At 67.7% G+C, this 17,914-nt stretch carries 18 protein-coding genes; 13 read left to right on the top strand and 5 right to left on the bottom strand.

The features are described from left to right. Positions 1–66 precede the first annotated feature (66 nt). From BBX35_RS07655 to BBX35_RS07645, 3 genes are read left to right on the top strand one after another with little or no spacing between them, the layout of a single operon-like run. Positions 67–693, top strand: coding sequence for a CoA pyrophosphatase (locus BBX35_RS07655; RefSeq protein ID WP_067218392.1), 627 nt, complete (start codon positions 67–69; stop codon positions 691–693). Beyond that, positions 693–953, top strand: coding sequence for a DUF6111 family protein (locus BBX35_RS07650; protein WP_083206127.1), 261 nt, complete (start codon positions 693–695; stop codon positions 951–953). The genes BBX35_RS07655 and BBX35_RS07650 overlap by 1 nt, the downstream gene beginning before the upstream one ends. Positions 954–979: 26 nt before the next feature. Next, positions 980–2,224: a CCA tRNA nucleotidyltransferase gene (locus tag BBX35_RS07645; protein ID WP_067217803.1), complete on the top strand. Its 1,245-nt coding sequence runs from the start codon at positions 980–982 to the stop codon at positions 2,222–2,224. 18 nt (positions 2,225–2,242) lie between these two features. Here the strand turns inward: BBX35_RS07645 and BBX35_RS07640 are convergent, their stop codons facing one another. From BBX35_RS07640 to BBX35_RS07625, 4 genes are all read right to left on the bottom strand, one after another. Beyond that, a complete protein-coding gene (locus BBX35_RS07640; protein WP_067217801.1) occupies positions 2,243–3,364 on the bottom strand; it encodes an AAA family ATPase in 1,122 nt (373 codons plus the stop codon). 15 nt (positions 3,365–3,379) lie between these two features. Next, positions 3,380–4,318 carry an oxygen-dependent coproporphyrinogen oxidase gene (gene hemF, locus BBX35_RS07635; protein WP_067217799.1) on the bottom strand — a complete coding sequence of 313 codons (939 nt, stop codon included), beginning with the start codon at positions 4,316–4,318 and terminating at the stop codon, positions 3,380–3,382. Positions 4,319–4,415: 97 nt separating this feature from the next. Next, positions 4,416–5,420 (bottom strand): DUF1176 domain-containing protein, encoded by a 1,005-nt coding sequence (locus BBX35_RS07630; RefSeq protein ID WP_067217797.1) that lies wholly within the window; start codon positions 5,418–5,420, stop codon positions 4,416–4,418. Between the two features lie 90 nt (positions 5,421–5,510). Next, positions 5,511–6,005, bottom strand: a complete 495-nt coding sequence (locus BBX35_RS07625; protein WP_067217795.1) for a tRNA (cytidine(34)-2'-O)-methyltransferase — start codon at positions 6,003–6,005, stop codon at positions 5,511–5,513. A gap of 142 nt (positions 6,006–6,147) precedes the next feature. On the opposite strand from BBX35_RS07625, the gene BBX35_RS07620 reads away from it, so the two are divergent. The 10 genes from BBX35_RS07620 to BBX35_RS07575 all read left to right on the top strand — a co-directional run bounded on the left by BBX35_RS07620 (position 6,148) and on the right by BBX35_RS07575 (position 16,856). Further along, entirely contained in the window at positions 6,148–8,016 is a 1,869-nt protein-coding gene (locus BBX35_RS07620) for an ABC transporter ATP-binding protein (protein WP_067217793.1), read from the top strand. Between the two features lie 539 nt (positions 8,017–8,555). Then, positions 8,556–9,014, top strand: a complete 459-nt coding sequence (locus tag BBX35_RS07615) for a hypothetical protein (protein ID WP_067217792.1) — start codon at positions 8,556–8,558, stop codon at positions 9,012–9,014. Beyond that, complete coding sequence (locus BBX35_RS07610; protein WP_067217789.1) at positions 8,998–10,839, top strand: ABC transporter ATP-binding protein; 1,842 nt, start codon at positions 8,998–9,000, stop codon at positions 10,837–10,839. Before BBX35_RS07615 ends, BBX35_RS07610 begins: the two co-directional genes overlap by 17 nt. A 356-nt stretch (positions 10,840–11,195) precedes the next feature. Then, a complete protein-coding gene (gene petA / locus BBX35_RS07605) occupies positions 11,196–11,756 on the top strand; it encodes a ubiquinol-cytochrome c reductase iron-sulfur subunit (RefSeq protein ID WP_067217787.1) in 561 nt (186 codons plus the stop codon). 27 nt (positions 11,757–11,783) lie between these two features. Next, on the top strand, positions 11,784–13,046 hold the full coding sequence (locus BBX35_RS07600; protein ID WP_067217784.1) for a cytochrome b: 1,263 nt from the start codon (positions 11,784–11,786) through the stop codon (positions 13,044–13,046). 29 nt (positions 13,047–13,075) lie between these two features. Then, a complete protein-coding gene (locus BBX35_RS07595) occupies positions 13,076–13,960 on the top strand; it encodes a cytochrome c1 (RefSeq protein ID WP_067217782.1) in 885 nt (294 codons plus the stop codon). Between the two features lie 128 nt (positions 13,961–14,088). After that, on the top strand, positions 14,089–14,964 hold the full coding sequence (locus BBX35_RS07590) for an S-methyl-5'-thioadenosine phosphorylase (protein WP_171901401.1): 876 nt from the start codon (positions 14,089–14,091) through the stop codon (positions 14,962–14,964). A gap of 124 nt (positions 14,965–15,088) precedes the next feature. Then, on the top strand, positions 15,089–15,637 hold the full coding sequence (locus tag BBX35_RS07585; RefSeq protein ID WP_067217780.1) for an adenine phosphoribosyltransferase: 549 nt from the start codon (positions 15,089–15,091) through the stop codon (positions 15,635–15,637). Then, positions 15,634–16,320 (top strand): 5,6-dimethylbenzimidazole synthase, encoded by a 687-nt coding sequence (gene bluB, locus BBX35_RS07580; RefSeq protein ID WP_083202545.1) that lies wholly within the window; start codon positions 15,634–15,636, stop codon positions 16,318–16,320. The genes BBX35_RS07585 and bluB overlap by 4 nt, the downstream gene beginning before the upstream one ends. Before the next feature lie 53 nt (positions 16,321–16,373). Beyond that, complete coding sequence (locus BBX35_RS07575) at positions 16,374–16,856, top strand: GNAT family N-acetyltransferase (protein WP_067218384.1); 483 nt, start codon at positions 16,374–16,376, stop codon at positions 16,854–16,856. Positions 16,857–16,868: 12 nt separating this feature from the next. Here BBX35_RS07575 and BBX35_RS07570 read toward each other — a convergent pair whose 3' ends face one another. After that, entirely contained in the window at positions 16,869–17,693 is an 825-nt protein-coding gene (locus BBX35_RS07570) for a hypothetical protein (RefSeq protein ID WP_141687831.1), read from the bottom strand. Between the last annotated feature and the right edge of the window lie 221 nt (positions 17,694–17,914).

Below are 17,914 nucleotides of genomic sequence, written 5' to 3'. Positions count from 1 at the left end.
GAGATCGAGACGGATCGCGGGGACAGCGATCGCGAGGCGCGGACGGCGCCGGCCATGTCGCCGGAAATGGCGGCCGTGCTGGACAGCGCCGAGGCCTTCGTCGAGCAGGCGCGGCTGCGCCTTGCGCTGGCCGCGATGGACGAGGTCGGCGACCACATCCTCAACCCGGACATGGGGCCGTTCGCCTTTGCCAAGCGCCCGCCGCGCGATGCGGCCGTGCTGATCCCGGTGGTGGACAGGCCGGCCGGCGCCTCGATCATCCTCACCCAGCGCACCGATCACCTGACCAGCCATGCGGGGCAGATCTCGCTACCCGGAGGTAAGATCGACCCGGAAGACAACGGGCCCATCGACGCGGCCCTGCGCGAGGCGAACGAGGAAATCGGCCTTGCGCCGCGCGCGGTGCAGCCCGTCGGCGTGCTGCCGACCTATCTCACCGGCTCGGGATACCGGGTCGCGCCGGTGCTGGGCCTGGTGTCGCCCAAGGCGCCGATCCGCGCCAATCCGGACGAGGTGGCGGAGATCTTCGAGGTCCCGCTGCGCTTCCTGATGAACGACGTCAACCATCGCCGGCAGTCCCGGATCTTCGCCGGAAAGCCCCGCTATTTCTACGCCATGCCCTATGGCGAGCGGTACATCTGGGGGGTTACCGCCGGTATCCTCCGTCTCCTCTACGACACGGTGTGCCGCTGATGCTGCGTATCATTCTCACCCAGCTCCTGCTGTTTTCGCTGCCCTTCATCGGCTTTGCGATCTGGCTGTTCATCAACAAGAAGGCGCAGACCTCCGAGAACTGGCGCAACGGACCGATGCTGTGGCTGGTCATCGCCGGCGGCCTGCTGGTCATCGGCGGACTGGTGATGCTGACCATGGCCGGCGGCCTGCCGGACGGCATGACCTACCGCCCGGCGGAAATGCGCGACGGGCAGTTCATCCCCGGCCGCTACGAATAACCGGCAGCAGTCGCCGGGAGGGGCGCATGGACGATCCGATCAAGGCCGACTGGCTGGGCGAGCCCGCCCTGCAGGCCGTGTTCGACGCGCTCGAGCAGGAGGGCGATACGGCACGGGTGGTCGGCGGCGCGGTGCGCAACACGCTGCTCGGCGTTCCCGTCAGCGACATCGACATCGCCACCACGGCCGAGCCGGCCACCGTCATCCGGCGGGTCGAGGCGGCCGGGCTGAAGGCGGTGCCGACCGGCGTCGACCACGGCACGGTGACGGTGGTCAGCGGCGGGCGTCCGTTCGAGGTGACCACCCTGCGCGAGGACGTGGAGACGCATGGACGGCACGCGACCGTGCGCTTCGGCCGCAACTGGCAGCACGATGCCGAGCGGCGCGACTTCACCATGAACGCGCTCTATGCAGCACGCGACGGCACGCTGTTCGATCCGGTCGGCGGGCTGCCCGATCTTGCCGCACGGCGGGTGCGCTTCATCGGCGAGGCAGACCGGCGCGTCCGCGAGGATTACCTGCGCATCCTGCGCTTTTTCCGCTTCCACGCCCAGTACGGCGAGGGTGCACCGGACGCCGAAGGGCTGGCCGCGGTTGCCCGGCTGAAGGACGGTCTTGCGGGGCTTTCGGCCGAGCGGATCGGCGCAGAGATGCGCAAGCTCGTCGGCGCGCGCGGCGCGGTCGCGACGCTGGAGGCGATGGCGGATGCCGGCATCATGCCGCAGGTCTTGGTGCCGCATGGCGGGCTCGCCCCGTTCAGGGGCTTGCGGGCACTCGATGGGCTTGGCGCCAACACGCGCGAGCCGGCGCTGGCGCTCGCTGCCCTCAGCGAGGGGGGCGAGGCGGAGCTGGACGCGCTCGCCGACCGGCTGCGGCTGTCCAATGCCGAGCGGCGGCGGATGAAGGCGGCCCGTCTTGCGGCCGACATGGCGCGAGAAAAGCTCGGGTCTGCGGAGCCCGAGGCGGTGCGTCTTGCCGCGCTGGAGCTGCTCTATCGCCATGGCCGCGAGGCAGCGTGCGACGGCGTGCTGCTGGCCGCCGCCGAGGCGGGACTGGCCGCGGAGGATGCGGGCCTTCGCGCGCTGCTGGAGGCGGTGACGGCACTCGATGTTCCAAGGCTCCCGGTCTCGGGCGGCGACCTGACGAAGGCCGGGGTCGCCCCGGGGCCGAAGGTCGGCGAGGGATTGCGCCTTGCCGAGAGCCGCTGGATCGACAGCGGCTTTTCGCTCGACCGGGCGGCATTGATCTCGGCGGTGCTCGGCCGGACCTGAGACCGCTCGGGCACACAATCAGTCGTCGTCGGCGAATTCGCCCGTGATCTTCAGCCCTTCGATGCCGGTGGCGCCCTCGGTCTTCAGAATCGTGCGCGGCACGGCCCCTGCCTCGCGCGCCAAAGCCTCGGCGAAATCTTGCGAGTGGGTGACGATCCAGACCTGCGTGCGTTCGCAGGCCCGTGCGACGACACGGGCGAGCGGCGCCAGAAGCTCGGGATGCAGGCTCGCCTCCGGCTCGTTCAGCGCGACGAAGGCCGGCAGACGGTAGGCGAGCAGCGCGCCGGCGAGCGCCAGATAGTTGAGCGTGCCGTCGGACAGCTCGCGGGCCGAGAAATCGCGTGGCATGTCGGCAAAGCGCAGCGACAGGCGCGCCGTTCCCTCCGCGACCTCGACCCCGAGGCGGGCGCCGGGAAAGGCATCGTCGATGGCGGCTTCCATGTCGCGGGCATCGCCCCGCACCATTGTCAGCGTGGCAAGGACGGCGGCAAGGTCCGACCCGTCGGACGAGAGGGTCGGCGTCGTCAGGGCAAGGGCGGGCTGGCGCAGCGGCGAGGCCTCGTCCGTGCGGAAGCCGTGATAGAAGCGCCAGTCGGCGAAGGTGCGGCGGGCGATGTCGAGCTCGGGAAAGCGGGCGCCGTCGCGAAAGGCACCGAGCGCCGTCTCCGAGCCGAGCAGCTCGTTCTCGTAGGTCAGCCTCGTGCCGTCGGCGGCGCGCAGCCAGGCCGTGGGGCCGCCGCGCTGCATCAAGGTCACCTCGCGCGCGCCGGCGGCAAGCGTCAGGCTCTCTTCCTTGACCAGCGGCTCCAGCGGCAGGGCGGCGTCCGAAATCTTGTTCGGCAGGCCGACCTCGATGGAATAGGTCATGTCGCCGAGCCGGGCCTTGAGGATCAGCCGCACCGGCGCGCCGCGCTTGCGGGTGCCGGCCCACAGCACGCTCTCGACGCCGCCCTCCTCGGCGATGGCGCGGGTGATGCGTCCGAGGGCTGCCTGCTGCAGCAGCGAGAGGGCGCGGTAGAGATTGGTCTTGCCGGTGCCGTTGCGGCCGACGAAGACGTTGAGCGCGCCGACGGGCATGTGCAGCGCGCGCAAGGAGCGGTAGCCGGTGACGGACAGGGATGTCAGCGGCGGCAAGGACATGGGATCAGCCTCGCCTCAGGGCCATTTCACCAAGGGAGGCATCGACGAGAGGATCGAGGCGACATTGCCGCCGGTCTTCAGGCCGAAGATCGTGCCGCGGTCGTAGAGCAGGTTGTACTCAACGTAGCGCCCGCGGCGGATCAGCTGTTCCTCGCGCTCTTCTTCGCCCCAGGGCTTGTGGTAGTTGGCGCGCACGAGCTTGGGATAGATGTCGAGGAAGGCGAGGCCTACATCCTGGGTGAAGGCGAAGTCCGCGTCCCAGTCGCCGGAGTTGAGATAGTCGTAGAAGATGCCGCCGATGCCGCGCGCCTCGTTGCGATGCTTGAGGAAGAAGTACTCGTCGCACCACTTTTTGTAGCGGGGATAGTCGGCGACCGCGTGGGCTTCGCAGGCGCCCCGCATGGCCGCGTGGAAGGCGCGCGTGTCGGCGTCTTCCTGGGTGCGGCGGGCATCCAGAACCGGCGTCAGGTCGGCGCCGCCGCCGAACCACTGGCGGGTGGTGACCACCATGCGGGTGTTCATGTGCACCGCCGGCACATGCGGATTGTGCAGGTGGGCGATCAGCGAGATGCCGGATGCCCAGAAGCGCGGATCCTCCGAGGCGCCGGGGATCTGGCCGCGGAACTCGGGCGAGAACTCGCCGTGGACGGTGGAGATGTGGACGCCGACCTTTTCGAAGACCCGGCCCTTCATCATCGACATGATGCCGCCGCCGCCCTTGGCGCCGGTCGAATCGGTGCGCTCCCAGGGCGTGCGCTCGAAGCGCCCGGCGGGCTCATCGGCCAGCTCGCCCGGCAGGGCGGCATGTTCGGCGGCATCGTCCTCGATCGCCTCGAAGGCGCCGCAGATGCGGTCGCGCAGGCTGCGGAACCAGGTCTCGGCGTGCGCCTTCTTGTCCTCGATCCCGTCCGGAATGGCGCCACCGCGCCGGTCCGCTTCTGCCTGATTGTTCATGCCGCCAATCCTTGCCGTCGTGTCTTTCGTCCTGTCGGGGCGCACGCGCCCCGGATCCCCGCTTCATGGCAGAAGCGGGCGCGGGACGAAAGGCCCGTCAGCGCGAATAGACCAGCGGGTAGTCCTCCGGCTCGACATAGGTGCCGTCGCATTCGGGCTTTTCCCGGTACTCGACCAGCACGAACTCGCCGTCGACATAGCGGTGGCGCTCGAACGTGCCGCAGTCGCCGAGACCGCGGTCGGAGGCGAAGGCGGTGACGGTGCGGGTGGCCGCATCCCAGGTCGCGTTGAACAGGACATGGGGCGAGGGGCGGGTGCGCCCCGGCGGATCCTGGAAGCTCATCAGGGAGAAGGTGTTGGGGTCGGCGATGTAGACCTGCGCGACGACGTGGCCGATATTGTGCATGCCGGCGGCGCAGGACATGTCCCACACCGCGCCTTCCTCGCTGGTCTGGAAGGCGGTGACGGGCGAGCGCATCAAGGCGTCGCGCCACTCGCATTCGTAAGCCTCGTTGGCGGCCGCGATCAGGCTGTCCGGCACGCTGTCGCCGCCGACCTCATACGGCGCGAAGAGGTCGGTGAGGTCCTCGCCGGCCGGCGGCGCGAGGCAGCCCGCATCGCCCTCGACGGCGACGGTGAAGGGCAGGTAGCCGCTGCGGACGACGATCATCCGGCCGCCATCGATGCCGACGGCCTCGCCTTCCTCCGGTGCGATCTCGAGCTCCAGCAGCGCGCGGGTCTTGCCGTCGCGCGAGCGATAGGCCTGCTCGGGGTAGAGGTCGTAGCCGGTCGTCGCCCCACCGGTGGCGACGCGCTCCAGCTCGACGATCTCGCCGCCGATGACGATGCGCGCCGGCGCACGGGTGTGGTCGGCATCCAGCGCCTCGTGGAAGACCACGGCGTAGCGGTCGGTGTCGGGGTCGAGCCCCGCCTGCCACAGGCGCACGGCGCAGGCGGGCGGTTCGCCCAGCTCTTCCTGGGAGAACAGCTCCAGGTCGAGCTTCGGTTCCTCCGCCAGCGCGGGCCCCGCGCACAGAACGGCGGACGCACCGCCCCAAAGACCCAGCGCGAGCACGCGCAGACCGCTTGCAACCCTGATCATGTGTCGATGTCCCCGCTCCCCGGCGCCAGTCTTCGCGCCGCATGCCGGCTCACGCTATGAGGCGAGAAAGCCCCGCGCAAGGCGGGAAAATCACGCAGGAGACCCGGCGGCAGGAGGTTGCGGAGCGGAGGGGAAGCCGGACGTCTGGCGCAGCGCCTCGCCTAGCACGATGGCGGCGGTGACTGCGACATTCAGCGAGCGCATGCCGGCGACCATCGGCACGGTGACACGGGCATCGGCAAGGGCGTGGACGTCTTGCGGTACGCCGGAGGACTCGCGCCCCAGCATCAAGAGGTCGGTCGCTGCGAACGCGTGATCGAGATGCGAGACCGCCCCGGACGTGGTGAGCAGCACCAGCCGGCGGCCTTGCTCCCGGCGCCAGGCCTCGAAGGCCGGAAAGTCGACATGGCGGACCATGGCGGCGCGCTCCAGGTAGTCCATGCCGGCGCGGCGCAGCGCATGATCGGACAGGGGAAAGCCGGCCGGCTCGATCACATGCACGGTGACGCCGAGACAGGCGCCGAGCCGCAGGATGGTGCCGGTGTTCTGCGGAATGTCGGGCTGGAAAAGCACAAGGTCGGGCATGGGTGCGAAGTCCGGGCCTGGAAGCGGGGCTTGGAAGAGGGGCGAGCTGTCCCATATGCAATTGCGGGCGGCGCCCGCATCCCCTCGGCGCCCTTCTTGCCCGCGCACCGTCCTCCCGGCAACAGCAAAGGACCTTCCTTCCGTGCTCGAAAGACTGTTCGCCTGGTTCGAAGGGCGGCTCGACCCGCTGGCCCCGCTGCCCGACCGCCCGGTGCCGGGCACGGGCTTCGGCTACCTGTGGTTCTTCGTCTCGCAGGCGCGGGTGACGTTCCTCGTCATGCTGGTGCTCGGCGGTATCACCGCGCTGATCGAGGCGGCGCTCTACGTCTTCGTCGGCGATCTGGTCGACATGATGCAGGCCGGAACGCGGGCGGACTTTCTGGCGCAGAACGCGACGATCCTGATCCTGATGGGCCTGACCGTGCTGGTGGTGCGCCCGCTGATCGCCGCGCTGACCGCGCTGGTGGAGGAGCAGGTCGTGGTGCCGGGCTTCTTCAACCTGGTGCGCATGCAGGGGCACGCGCAGGTGGTCGGAAAGTCGCTGGCCTATTTCCAGGACGAGTTCGCGGGTCGCATCTCGCAGAAGGTCTGGCAATCGGGACAGGCGGCCGGCGACTTCATGGTCAGCCTGCTGCAGATCATCTGGTTCATCGTCGTCTTCGCGGTGTCGACGCTGGCGCTGGTGACCGCACTCGATCCCTGGTTCGGTCTGGTGGTGGCGCTGTGGCTGGTCGGCTTTGCCGGGCTGGCCGTCGTCTATGTGCCGCGCATCCGCAAGTCCGCCAAGGACAGCGCCCATGCCTCGTCCGGCGTGACAGGCCGGTTCGTCGACACCTACGGCAACATCCAAACGATCAAGCTGTTCAGCGACACCGAGCGCGAGGGCATCGGCACCCGCGAAAGCTACGAGACCTTCCTTGTCGCAATCCGGCGCTTCACCCGCACGCTGACGGCGGTGCGCAGCGTGATGAGCGTGCTGTCGGGCGTGATGATCGCCGCCATCGGCGTGCTGGCGGTGTTCGCCTGGGAGGCGGGGAGGGTGACCACGGGCGATGTGGCGCTGGTGCTGGGACTGGTGCTGCGGCTCAACGTGCTGCTGGGCCGGCTGCTCGGCCAGCTCAACGGACTGTTCCGGGCGCTGGGCACGCTGCAGGACAGCGCCGAGACGATCACCCGGCCGGTGACCGTGACCGACCGGCCGAACGCGCCGTCGCTCGCCGTGTCCAAGGGCGAGATCGATTTCGAGGGCGTGCGGTTCCACTACGGCAAGACGGGCGGGGTGATCGAGGACCTGACGACGACGATCAGGCCGGGCGAACGGGTGGGCCTCGTCGGGCGCTCGGGAGCGGGAAAGTCGACGCTGGTGAACCTCTTGCTGCGCTTCTACGACGTGGAGAGCGGGCGCATCCTGATCGACGGGCAGGATATTTCCGCGGTGACGCAGGCGAGCCTTCGCGCGCAGATCGGCATGGTGACGCAGGACACCTCGCTGCTGCACCGCGCGATCCGCGACAATATCGGCCTGGGCGCGAAGTACGCGGACGATGCGGCGATCCGCGAGGCGGCGCGGCGGGCGCATGCGCTGGAGTTCATCGAGGCGCTGGCCGACAGCCGCGGCCGTACCGGCTTCGACGCGCGGGTCGGCGAGCGGGGCGTGAAGCTGTCCGGCGGCCAGCGCCAGCGGATCGCCATTGCCCGGGTCCTGCTGAAGAACGCGCCGATCCTGGTGCTGGACGAGGCGACCTCGGCGCTCGATTCCGAGGTCGAGGCGGCGATCCAGGAAAGCCTCAACGAGCTGATGGCCGGCAAGACGGTGATCGCCATCGCTCACCGGCTGTCGACCATCGCGGCGATGGACCGGCTGATCGTGCTGGACGAGGGGCGGATCGTCGAGGAAGGCCGGCACGAGGAGCTGATCGAACGCGGCGGGCTCTATGCCGAGTTGTGGGCGCGCCAGTCCGGCGGCTTTCTCGCCGCCGACGAAGAGGAGGAAGAAGCGGCGGCGGTGTAGGCTCTGCCTTTTCTGGTGGCGTGAGAACGCTGCCCCCGCGCTGGCCAAGACCAGCGCGAGAACGTTGCATGAACGCAACAGTTCCGCGGCTTCAATCATTCGGGTTCGAATTGTCGCTATGCAACCGGCGGTCCTCGTGTATGGTTCCGGGTGTCGGGATCCCGGCATCGCCAGCGTCATGGACGCGGATGCTCGAACACCCGGCCGGCGGATGCCCGTCCGTCTTGAAACCCGCAGGTCGTCACAGGTCGCAACAGCCAGGGAGGGAGTGCATGATGTCATTTAACGCAGTCATTTTCCGCACCTCCACGTGCGACCTCGCTCCGCTCGCCGGAACACCAGCGACCGGATCTGCGGTGCGCGGCGCTTAGGCCGCCAGCTTTTCCAGCCAGACTACTTTCCCCCTAGATCCGGTTTCCGGCCGGATCCCTGCCTGTCCCGTCCCGCACGCAATTCGCCGATCCGCGGCGAATGCACTGGTCTTTCCGTCCGTGTCCGTTGCGGGACTGTCCGATGCCGAGTTCCGCAGGAGCTTACCCATGGACTCCCGTTTTCCGCTCGATCCGTTCGCGCGGCCCGATGCACCGCTGCCGAAAGTCGGCGGTCTTCCCGATCACAGCCCTGGAGCCGGTGCCGAATCCGTCTCCGTCAAGGGACGCCTGACCGATGCCGCGCTCGTCGCCGGTGCCGCCGTCGGGCTGACCCTGTCGCTCGCGCTTGCGCTCTTCGTGCCGCAGGCCTTGCAGGAGTTCGCCCGCCTGGACGCGGTCGTCTCCGCCGGCACCAGCGTGCCCGCAACCGAGTTCGCCGAAAGGCTGTTCACCCTGTTTCTGGGACTAACGGTGCTTGCCGCCGCCGTTTCCGCGTTCATCCTGTCGGTGCTGATGACACCGGCGGCGCAGCAGCCGGTGTTCCCGGCCGGGCGGCACGCGGTGAAACGGCGGGCAGACCGCATCCGCAGGTCTCAAGAGGATCTTCGCAATGTTCGACCGGTTTGAGAAACTCATCGACCCGTTCCGGGAGCAGCCGATCACGGCGCCCCCGGCCGGGCTTTTCGCCTTCTGCTGGCATTACACGCGGCCGATCTGGCCGATCCTGGTGGCTGTGTGCCTGCTGGGAACGGCCGTCGCCATCTTCGAGGTGATGGTCTTTTCCTTCCTCGGCGACCTGGTGAACTGGCTGGCGACGGCGGATCGCGAGACCTTCTTTGCGGACAATGCCGGGCGGCTCGTCTGGATGGGGGTGGTGATCCTGGTGATCATGCCGGCGCTGTCGCTGGCCTGGGAACTGCTGTTCCACCAGACGCTGCTCGGCAACTATCCGATGGCGATCCGCTGGCAGGTGCACCGCTACCTGCTGCGCCAGAGCATCGGCTTCTACCAGAACGACTTCGCCGGCCGCATCGCCACCAAGGTGATGCAGACGGCGCTGGCGGTGCGCGAGGTCGTGACCCGCGTGCTCGACGTGCTGGTCTATGTGTCGGTCTACTTCGTCTCGGCGGTGCTGCTGATCGGCGAAGCGAACTTCCGCCTCGCCCTGCCGCTGGTGCTATGGTTCTTCGCCTATCTGGCGGTGCTGGTGTTCTTCGTGCCGCGGCTGAAGAAGCTGTCGCAGGTGCAGGCTGACGCGCGCTCGCTGATGACCGGGCGGGTGGTGGATGCCTATACCAACATCTCGACGGTGAAGCTGTTCTCCCATACCGACCGGGAGGAGGACTACGCCCGCTCGTCCATGCGGGACTTCCTGAAGACGGTGCACCGGCAGATGCGGCTGGTGACGGTGCTCAACACGCTGCTGCACACGATCAACGTGCTGCTGCTGTTCGGCATCGGCGCCATGTCGATCTACCTGTGGCGGGCCGATGCGGTGACGACCGGCGATGTCGCCGTGGCGGTGGCCTTGGTGCTGCGTCTGCACGGCATGTCGCAGTGGATCCTATGGGAGGTCTCCGGCCTGTTCGAGAATATCGGCACGGTGCAGGACGGCATCACTACGATCTCGCGCGAGCGGGAGGTGAGGGACCGGCCGCAGGCCCCCGCGCTTGCCGTGTCCAGGGGCGAGATCGCGTTCGAGGGCGTGCGCTTCCACTACGGCAAGGAAGCGGGCGTCATCGACCGGCTCGACCTGACGATTCGTCCCGGCGAGAAGGTCGGCGTCGTCGGGCGTTCGGGAGCGGGCAAGTCGACGCTGGTGAACCTCTTGCTGCGTTTCTACGACGTGGAGAGCGGGCGCATCCTGATCGACGGGCAGGACATCTCCGCGGTGACGCAGGCGAGCCTGCGAGCGCAGATCGGCATGGTGACACAGGATACCTCGCTGCTGCACCGGTCCGTGCTCGACAACATCGTCTACGGCAAGCCGGGAGCCGGCGAGCAGGATGCGATGGAGGCGGCGCGGCGGGCCCATGCGGCCGGCTTCATCGACGGGCTCGAGGACCTGGAAGGGCGCAAGGGCCTGATGGCGCATGTCGGCGAGCGGGGCGTGAAGCTGTCCGGCGGCCAGCGCCAGCGGATCGCGATCGCCCGGGTCCTGCTGAAGAACGCGCCGATCCTGGTGCTGGACGAGGCAACCTCGGCGCTCGATTCCGAAGTCGAGGCGGCGATCCAGGAAAGCCTCAACGACCTGATGGCCGGCAAGACCGTGATCGCCATCGCCCACCGGCTGTCGACCATCGCGGCGATGGACCGGCTGATCGTGATGGATCGCGGGCGCATCGTCGAGGACGGCACGCACGAGGAGTTGCTGGCCCGCGGCGGGCTCTACGCCAGCCTGTGGAGCCGGCAGTCGGGCGGCTTCATCGACAGCGGCCGCGAGGCGGTGTAACACCTCTCCCGCCTGCCGCGCTACGCGCGTGGTGGGCGGGGAGGACGCCGGAGATGATCGCCGCGCCTTGCGCCGGCGAAACCCGCGATCCGCGCCGCGGCGCCCGCGTGGCCAAAATCCGGCGGCATTGCTGCAATCATTGGGCAAAAAACCGCGACAAAGAGTCGTCTCGACCCATGATCATCTGGACAAGCGCGGGCAAGGGTGCCAATAACAGCCCCGCTTGGAAAGATGCGGAAAGCCGCATCTGCCGCCCAGACGACGCACTCCGCCGACCTTCGTCCCCGTTTCGGCCGGGCCAGGGACGGCGGCGTTTGCCGTTTTCGTCGGGCCTATAGGTTAAAGAGGACGCGACCTTGGCACAGCAGGATACGGTCGAACCCACTCGCCGCGATTTCCTCTATATCGCGACCGGTGCGATGGGGGCGGTTGGCGCAGCCGCGCTCGCATGGCCTTTCATCGACCAGATGAACCCGGATGCGTCGGCCCTGTCGCTCGCCTCGATCGAGGTCGACATCTCGGCCATCGAGGAAGGGCAGGAAATCAAGGTTATGTGGCGCGGCAAGCCGGTGTTCATCCGCAACCGCAGCGCCAAGGAAGTCGAGGAGGCGAATGCCGTCGCGATTTCCGATCTTCCGGACCAGAACGCACGCAACGCCAACCTGGCGGCGGACGCGCAGGCGACCGACGCCAATCGCGGCGTCGAGGGCCGGGAAGCGCTGATCGTGATGGTCGGCGTCTGCACCCATCTTGGCTGCATTCCGCTCGGACAGTCCGGTGATTTCGGCGGCTGGTTCTGCCCCTGCCACGGCTCGCACTACGATACGGCCGGCCGCATCCGCAAGGGACCCGCACCCGAGAATCTCCTGATCCCGCCGTTCGAGTTCACCTCGGACAACGTGATTCAGATCGGTTGATAGCGGCAATCCATAGGAGAGGCAGCCATGGCTGGACATTCCAATTACGTGCCGCAGAGCGCGGCGGCTAAGTGGCTCGAGAGCCGCCTTCCCGTCATCGGGCTCGTTCGCGGTTCCTTCGTCGATTTTCCCACCCCGAAGAACCTCAACTACTGGTGGACCTTCGGCGGCATCCTGTTCTTCGTGCTGATCGCGCAGATCGTCACCGGCATCGTGCTGGTGATGCACTACACGCCGAACACCGCGATGGCCTTCGCGTCCGTCGAGCACATCATGCGCGACGTGAACTTCGGCTGGCTGCTGCGCTACCTGCACGCCAACGGCGCGTCGATGTTCTTCATCGCCGTATTCATCCACATGTTCCGCGGCATGTATTATGGCTCCTACAAGGCGCCGCGCGAGATCTCGTGGATCCTCGGCGTCGTGATCTTCCTGATCATGATGGCGACCGCGTTCATGGGCTACGTGCTGCCCTGGGGCCAGATGTCCTTCTGGGGCGCCACCGTGATCACCAACCTGTTCTCGGCGCTACCGCTGGTCGGCGAGCCGATCGTGAACTGGCTGTGGGGTGGCTTCGCCGTCGATAACCCGACGCTGAACCGCTTCTTCTCGCTGCACTACCTGCTGCCGTTCATGATCTTCGGCGTCGTTCTGCTGCACGTGTGGGCGTTCCACACCACCGGCAACAACAACCCGACGGGCATCAACCCGAAGACCAAGCAGGACACGATCCCGTTCCATCCGTACTACACGATCAAGGACCTGTTCGCGATCGTGGTGTTCATGATCCTGTTCGCCTACTTCGTGTTCTACATCCCGAACTTCCTGGGTCACGCCGACAACTACATCGAGGCGAATCCGCTGGTCACCCCGGCGCATATCGTTCCGGAGTGGTACTTCCTGCCGTTCTACGCGATCCTTCGCGCGGTTCCGGACAAGCTCGGCGGCGTCATCCTGATGTTCGGCTCGATCGCGGTGATGTTCGTCCTGCCGTGGCTCGACACCTCGAAGGTCCGTTCGGGCACCTACCGTCCGCTGTTCAAGCAGTTCTTCTGGATCTTCGCCGCTGTCTGCGTCGGTCTCGGCTACCTCGGCGCCATGCCGGCGGAAGGCGGCTACGTGATCGCGGCCCGTATCCTGACGGCCTACTATTTCGCTCACTTCCTGATCATCCTGCCGCTGCTGGGCTTCCTTGAGAAGCCGAAGGAGCTGCCGGCCTCGATCTCGGAAGCCGTGCTCAGCGGCGGCGGCAAGCCGGCCGGTGCGGTCGCGGCGCCGGACACGAAGTGAACCACGGACGGGATTGGGAGTTCTCCTCAATGAAGACGATGATCAAATCCGTGCGTGGCGCCCTGCTGGCCGTGGCCGCAACGGCAGTTGCCACGCCGGTCATGGCTGCGGGCCAGGCCCCGCACATCGAACGCCAGCAGTGGTCGTTCTCCGGCCCCTTCGGCCAGTACGACAAGGCCCAGCTGCAGCGCGGCTTCAAGGTCTACAAGGAGGTTTGTGCCTCCTGTCACGGCTCAAGGCTGCTCTCCTTCCGCAACCTGGCGGAAGAGGGCGGTCCGGGCTTCACCGAAGACCAGGTCAAGGCGGTCGCCGCCGAGTACACGGTCATGAAGGGCCCGAACGACGACGGCGAGATGGAGGAGGTCGCCGCGATCCCCTCCGACCGCTGGCCTTCGCCGTTCCCGAACGAGCAGGCGGCCCGTGCCGCCAATGGCGGCGCCTATCCGCCGGACTTCTCGACGCTGGCCAAGGCGCGCGCCGTCGCCAGCGGCTTCCCGGGCTTCGTGTTCGACATGTTCACGCAGTACCAGGAGCACGGCCCGGACTACATCTACAACCTGCTGACGGGCTACAAGGACGCGCCGGCCTGTTTCGGCGAGGATTTCTCGGGTTACTACAACGAGAAGTTCATCGGCGGCTCGATCACCAATGAGGAATGCCACGGCCAGCCCCTGACCGGCGGCCCGATCGGCATGGCGCCGCCGCTGTCCGACGAGCAGGTCGAGTACACCGACGGCACGCCGATGACCGTGGACCAGTACGCCCACGACGTCTCCGCCTTCATGATGTGGGTTGCCGAGCCGAAGCTCGAGGAGCGCAAGAGCATGGGCTTCCGCGTGATGATCTTCCTGGTCGTCTTCGCTTCGCTCCTCTACTTCACCAAGAAGTCGATCTGGCGCGACGTCGAGCACTAAGCGGCCCCGACGAAAGTCCTGAACAAGTGGCCGCCGGAGCAATCCGGCGGCCTTTTCATGTCCGCTGCCCGGTTGGACGGGCGCGGCGCGGGTGCTATCGCAGCAGGCACGGCAGAGGAGTTGCGCGGATGGTGAAGGCTGTACTGGGTGTGATCGGCGGATCGGGGCTTTACGACCTGCCGGCGCTTGAAGGCGCGGAATGGGTCGAGGTCGCGAGCCCCTGGGGCGAGGCGTCGGACGCCGTGCGGATCGGCGAGATCGACGGGCTGAAAGTGGTCTTCCTGCCGCGTCATGGCCGGGGCCACCGCTATGCGCCCTCCGACATCAACTACCGCGCCAATATCGACGTGATGAAGCGCTGCGGCGTCACCTCGCTGGTTTCGGTCTCGGCCGTGGGGTCGCTCAACGAGGCGATGGCGCCGGGGCATTTCGTGCTGGTCGACCAGTTCATCGACCGCACCTTCGCGCGGGCGAAGAGCTTCTTCGGCAAGGGCTGCGTCGCCCATGTGTCGATGGCCGAGCCGGTCTCGCCCGGCCTTGTCGGCCATATCGCGGCGGCGGCAGAGGCGGAGGCGCTGACCTTCCACCGCGGCGGCACATATCTCGCCATGGAAGGCCCGCAGTTCTCGTCGCTGGCGGAGAGCAAACTCTACCGCAGCTGGAACTGCGACGTGATCGGCATGACCAACATGCCGGAGGCCAAGCTCGCCCGCGAGGCGGAGATCTGCTACGCGACCGTCGCCATGGTCACCGACTACGACAGCTGGCATCCCGACCACGGTTCGGTCGACATCCAGTCGATCATCAAGGTTCTGCACGACAATGCGGACAATGCCCGCCGGCTGGTGGCGCGGCTGGCGCAGGACCTGCCGCGCGAGCACGAGGCCTGCCCGATCGGCTCCGACACGGCGCTGGAATTCGCGCTGATGACGGCGCCGGAGGCGCGCGACCCCGAGCTCACGGCGAAGCTCGATGCGGTGGCCGGCCGGGTGCTCGCCCGCTGAGGCGACGACGGCGCTGCGAACGAAACCGCTTTGCCGGACCGGCGAATGTGGCACACTCCCCCAACAACGGGTTGCGCGGCTGCCTGTCGGGCACGCGCGCCCCAAGCAACAAGACGGACGGGCAATGACGACTGAAACGGTCTCTGAGGAGCTGACGGCGGCAATCCGCACCATCGTGGACTATCCCAAGCCGGGCATCCTGTTTCGCGACATCACCACGCTGCTCGGCAATGCGCGGGCGTTCCGCCGGGCGGTCGATGCGCTGGTGCAGCCCTGGGCCGGCTCCAAGGTCGATCAGGTCGCGGGCATCGAGGCGCGCGGCTTCATCCTCGGCGGTGCGGTGGCGCATCAGCTGTCCTCCGGCTTCGTGCCGATCCGCAAGAAGGGCAAGCTGCCGCACGACACGGTGCGCATCGCTTATTCGCTGGAGTACGGCATCGACGAGATGGAGATGCACAAGGACGCGATTCGTCCGGGCGACAAGGTGATCCTGGTCGACGACCTGATCGCCACCGGCGGCACGGCGGAGGCCGCGACCAAGCTGCTGCAGCAGATGGGCGCGGAGGTGGTCTCGGCCTGCTTCATCGTCGACCTGCCGGATCTCGGCGGGCGCGCGCGACTGGAAGCCCTCGGCGTTCCCGTGCGCACGCTGGTGGACTTTCCGGGCCATTGACCGGGGAGGGGACCCGCGACCCGGCCCGCAGCGACGGGCAAGACGGCGGGGCGCCGGCCTTCGGCGATGCCTTTCTGACAGGCTTCGAGACGTTGCTGGCATGGCGGCGGGACGTGCGGCGGTTCGATCCGCGCGCCCTGCCCGAAGGCCTGCTGGAGACGCTGCTGGCACAGGCGCACATGTCGCCGTCGGTCGGCAACAGCCAGCCCTGGCGCTTCGTGCTGGTGGACGCGCCCGAACGCCGCACGGCGGTGCGGGAGAGCTTCCTGAAGGCCAATGCGGATGCGCTGTCGTCCTATGATGGCGAGCGGGCCGAACTCTATGCCCGGCTGAAGCTGGAGGGGCTCACGGTCGCGCCGGTGCAGCTTGCCGTCTTCTGCGACGAAGGCACCCTTCAGGGCGAGGGCCTCGGCCGGCGGACCATGCCGGAGATGCTGGCCTATTCCTGCGTCTGCGCCGTCAACACGCTGTGGCTCGCCGCGCGTGCCCGCGGTGTCGGCCTCGGCTGGGTGTCGATCATCGATCCGCAGCAGGTCGCGCTTGCGCTGGACGTGCCGGACGCCTGGCGGCTGATCGCCTATCTGTGCATCGGCTATCCGCAGGAAGAGCACGACGACCCGGAACTGGAGCGTGCCGGCTGGCAGGCGCGGCAGGGGCTCGGCGAACGGCTGTTCCGGCGTTAATCTCTCCGACAAGCATGGCGGGCGCGGCGCCCACCCATCACGAGGACATTGTCATGACCGTAACCATTCGCGCCAAGACGGAGGACGACCACGCGGCAGTGGTCGAACTGCTGACCCGACGATGGACCAGCCCGGAGATCCTGATCGAGGGCGAGATGATCGACGCGTCGCGCCTGCCCGGCTTCATCGCGCTGGACGAGGACGGCGAAATCGTCGGCCTGGTGACGCTGATCCAGCGCGCGCGAGAGTGGGAGATCCTGACGCTCGATTCGCTCAATCGCTGGGGCGGCATCGGCACGCTGCTTTTGAAAGCCGTGGCCGGAGCTGCGGTCGAGAACGGCATTCGCCGGCTGCTGGTGCGCACCTCCAACGACAATCTCGACGCCTTCCGCTTCTACCAGCGCCGCGACTTCCGGCTGGAGAAGATTGTCCCAGGCGCGATCGACGAGGAGCGCAAGCTGAAGCCGGAGATCCCGATGCTCGGCGAATACGGCATCCCGATCCGCGACGAGGTGGTCTTCGCCAGGGCGCTCTGAAGACAGGGCGTTTTAGAGAATCACAGCCTGCGGGGAGGCGAGGGACGAAACGCCCGCCCCGGCGGTATACGCAAGGCTTGCCTGCGCGGGTGCGGCGGTGGCCGCCCCCGAGACCTGAGCCCTGGCACTTCCCGGCCTTTCGGAAAGCGCCAGGTCGAGCGACCGGGCAAGCTCGGGGCTGTCGAGGGCTCGGTTGCCGTCGTTGAGGGCCTGATCGATCGACGACTTGTCGCGTCGGCTTTCCGTTTCGTCTGTCCCGTCGCGGCGGGCGAGGTCCGCGATCCTTTTCGCCAGTTGCTTCAGTTCCTCGCCGAGCTTCTTCAGATCTTCGCGCTCTTTCTTCATCCCCACGGCGCGGGAGCGGTTCGCCGCCTCCTCTTCCTTGTGCTGGGCGCCGATATAGGCCTGCAGGGCGGACTTCAGCTCTTCCTGGCTCGGCTCGTCGTCGCTCTTGCCTGTGGCGTCCGCGTCGCTCTCTTCTCCGGGCTGGCCGGACGGCTTCGCCTCGTTGCTCGCCGTGCCCGCCGCTGCGGTCTCTTGCGGCTCGCCGGGCTGGGCCGTGCCTTGCGCTTCGCCCGAGGCCGTCCGGTTTGCCGCATCGTCTGTGGCCGCTGTATCTTGCGCCGGGGAAACGCTAGCGCCGGAGGTGCCCGATGACAGCTCGGCCGCATCCGAGCCCAGCTGCGATGCCGCGCCCTTGAAGTCCTGCGCAAGCGCCTTGAGTTCGCGCAGCATCGCCTTGGCCTGCTTCGGCGTCGCGAACTGCAGGCGCTGCTTCAGCTCCTCGATCTTCTGCTTGATCTCGCTGGCCTTGTTCGAGCGTGCGTCGTCCTTCATCTGGTCGACCGCGCGCTGGAGCTGCTGGCTGATCTCGACGGTGTCCTCGATCTCCTTGACCGAGTCCTCGCTCAACGTGATGCCGCTATCGGCAAGCCGTCCCAGTGTCGCATTGGTCTGGTTCGCGAACGGATTGGAAAGGCGGTCGGCGGAGCGGGAGGGAAGCCCTGCGAGGCTTGAGGCCGTCTTGAGAAGGGATAGCACCGACACCGCGACGTCCT

The organism is Stappia indica (assembly GCF_001696535.1).
Taxonomy (GTDB): Bacteria; Pseudomonadota; Alphaproteobacteria; order Rhizobiales; family Stappiaceae; genus Stappia; species Stappia indica.
Note: the sequence above shows the minus strand (reverse complement) of the source record. Positions and strands in the feature narration are given on the sequence as shown.

Coding starts and splice junctions, on each gene's coding strand:
- BBX35_RS07655 (WP_067218392.1), top strand. CDS start 67: ATGGCGGCCGTGCTGGACAGCGCCGAGGCCTTCGTCGAGCAGGCGCGG.
- BBX35_RS07650 (WP_083206127.1), top strand. CDS start 693: ATGCTGCGTATCATTCTCACCCAGCTCCTGCTGTTTTCGCTGCCCTTC.
- BBX35_RS07645 (WP_067217803.1), top strand. CDS start 980: ATGGACGATCCGATCAAGGCCGACTGGCTGGGCGAGCCCGCCCTGCAG.
- BBX35_RS07640 (WP_067217801.1), bottom strand. CDS start 3,364: ATGTCCTTGCCGCCGCTGACATCCCTGTCCGTCACCGGCTACCGCTCC.
- hemF (WP_067217799.1), bottom strand. CDS start 4,318: ATGAACAATCAGGCAGAAGCGGACCGGCGCGGTGGCGCCATTCCGGAC.
- BBX35_RS07630 (WP_067217797.1), bottom strand. CDS start 5,420: ATGATCAGGGTTGCAAGCGGTCTGCGCGTGCTCGCGCTGGGTCTTTGG.
- BBX35_RS07625 (WP_067217795.1), bottom strand. CDS start 6,005: ATGCCCGACCTTGTGCTTTTCCAGCCCGACATTCCGCAGAACACCGGC.
- BBX35_RS07615 (WP_067217792.1), top strand. CDS start 8,556: ATGGACTCCCGTTTTCCGCTCGATCCGTTCGCGCGGCCCGATGCACCG.
- BBX35_RS07610 (WP_067217789.1), top strand. CDS start 8,998: ATGTTCGACCGGTTTGAGAAACTCATCGACCCGTTCCGGGAGCAGCCG.
- BBX35_RS07600 (WP_067217784.1), top strand. CDS start 11,784: ATGGCTGGACATTCCAATTACGTGCCGCAGAGCGCGGCGGCTAAGTGG.
- BBX35_RS07595 (WP_067217782.1), top strand. CDS start 13,076: ATGAAGACGATGATCAAATCCGTGCGTGGCGCCCTGCTGGCCGTGGCC.
- BBX35_RS07590 (WP_171901401.1), top strand. CDS start 14,089: ATGGTGAAGGCTGTACTGGGTGTGATCGGCGGATCGGGGCTTTACGAC.
- BBX35_RS07585 (WP_067217780.1), top strand. CDS start 15,089: ATGACGACTGAAACGGTCTCTGAGGAGCTGACGGCGGCAATCCGCACC.
- BBX35_RS07575 (WP_067218384.1), top strand. CDS start 16,374: ATGACCGTAACCATTCGCGCCAAGACGGAGGACGACCACGCGGCAGTG.
- BBX35_RS07570 (WP_141687831.1), bottom strand. CDS start 17,693: ATGAAGGACGACGCACGCTCGAACAAGGCCAGCGAGATCAAGCAGAAG.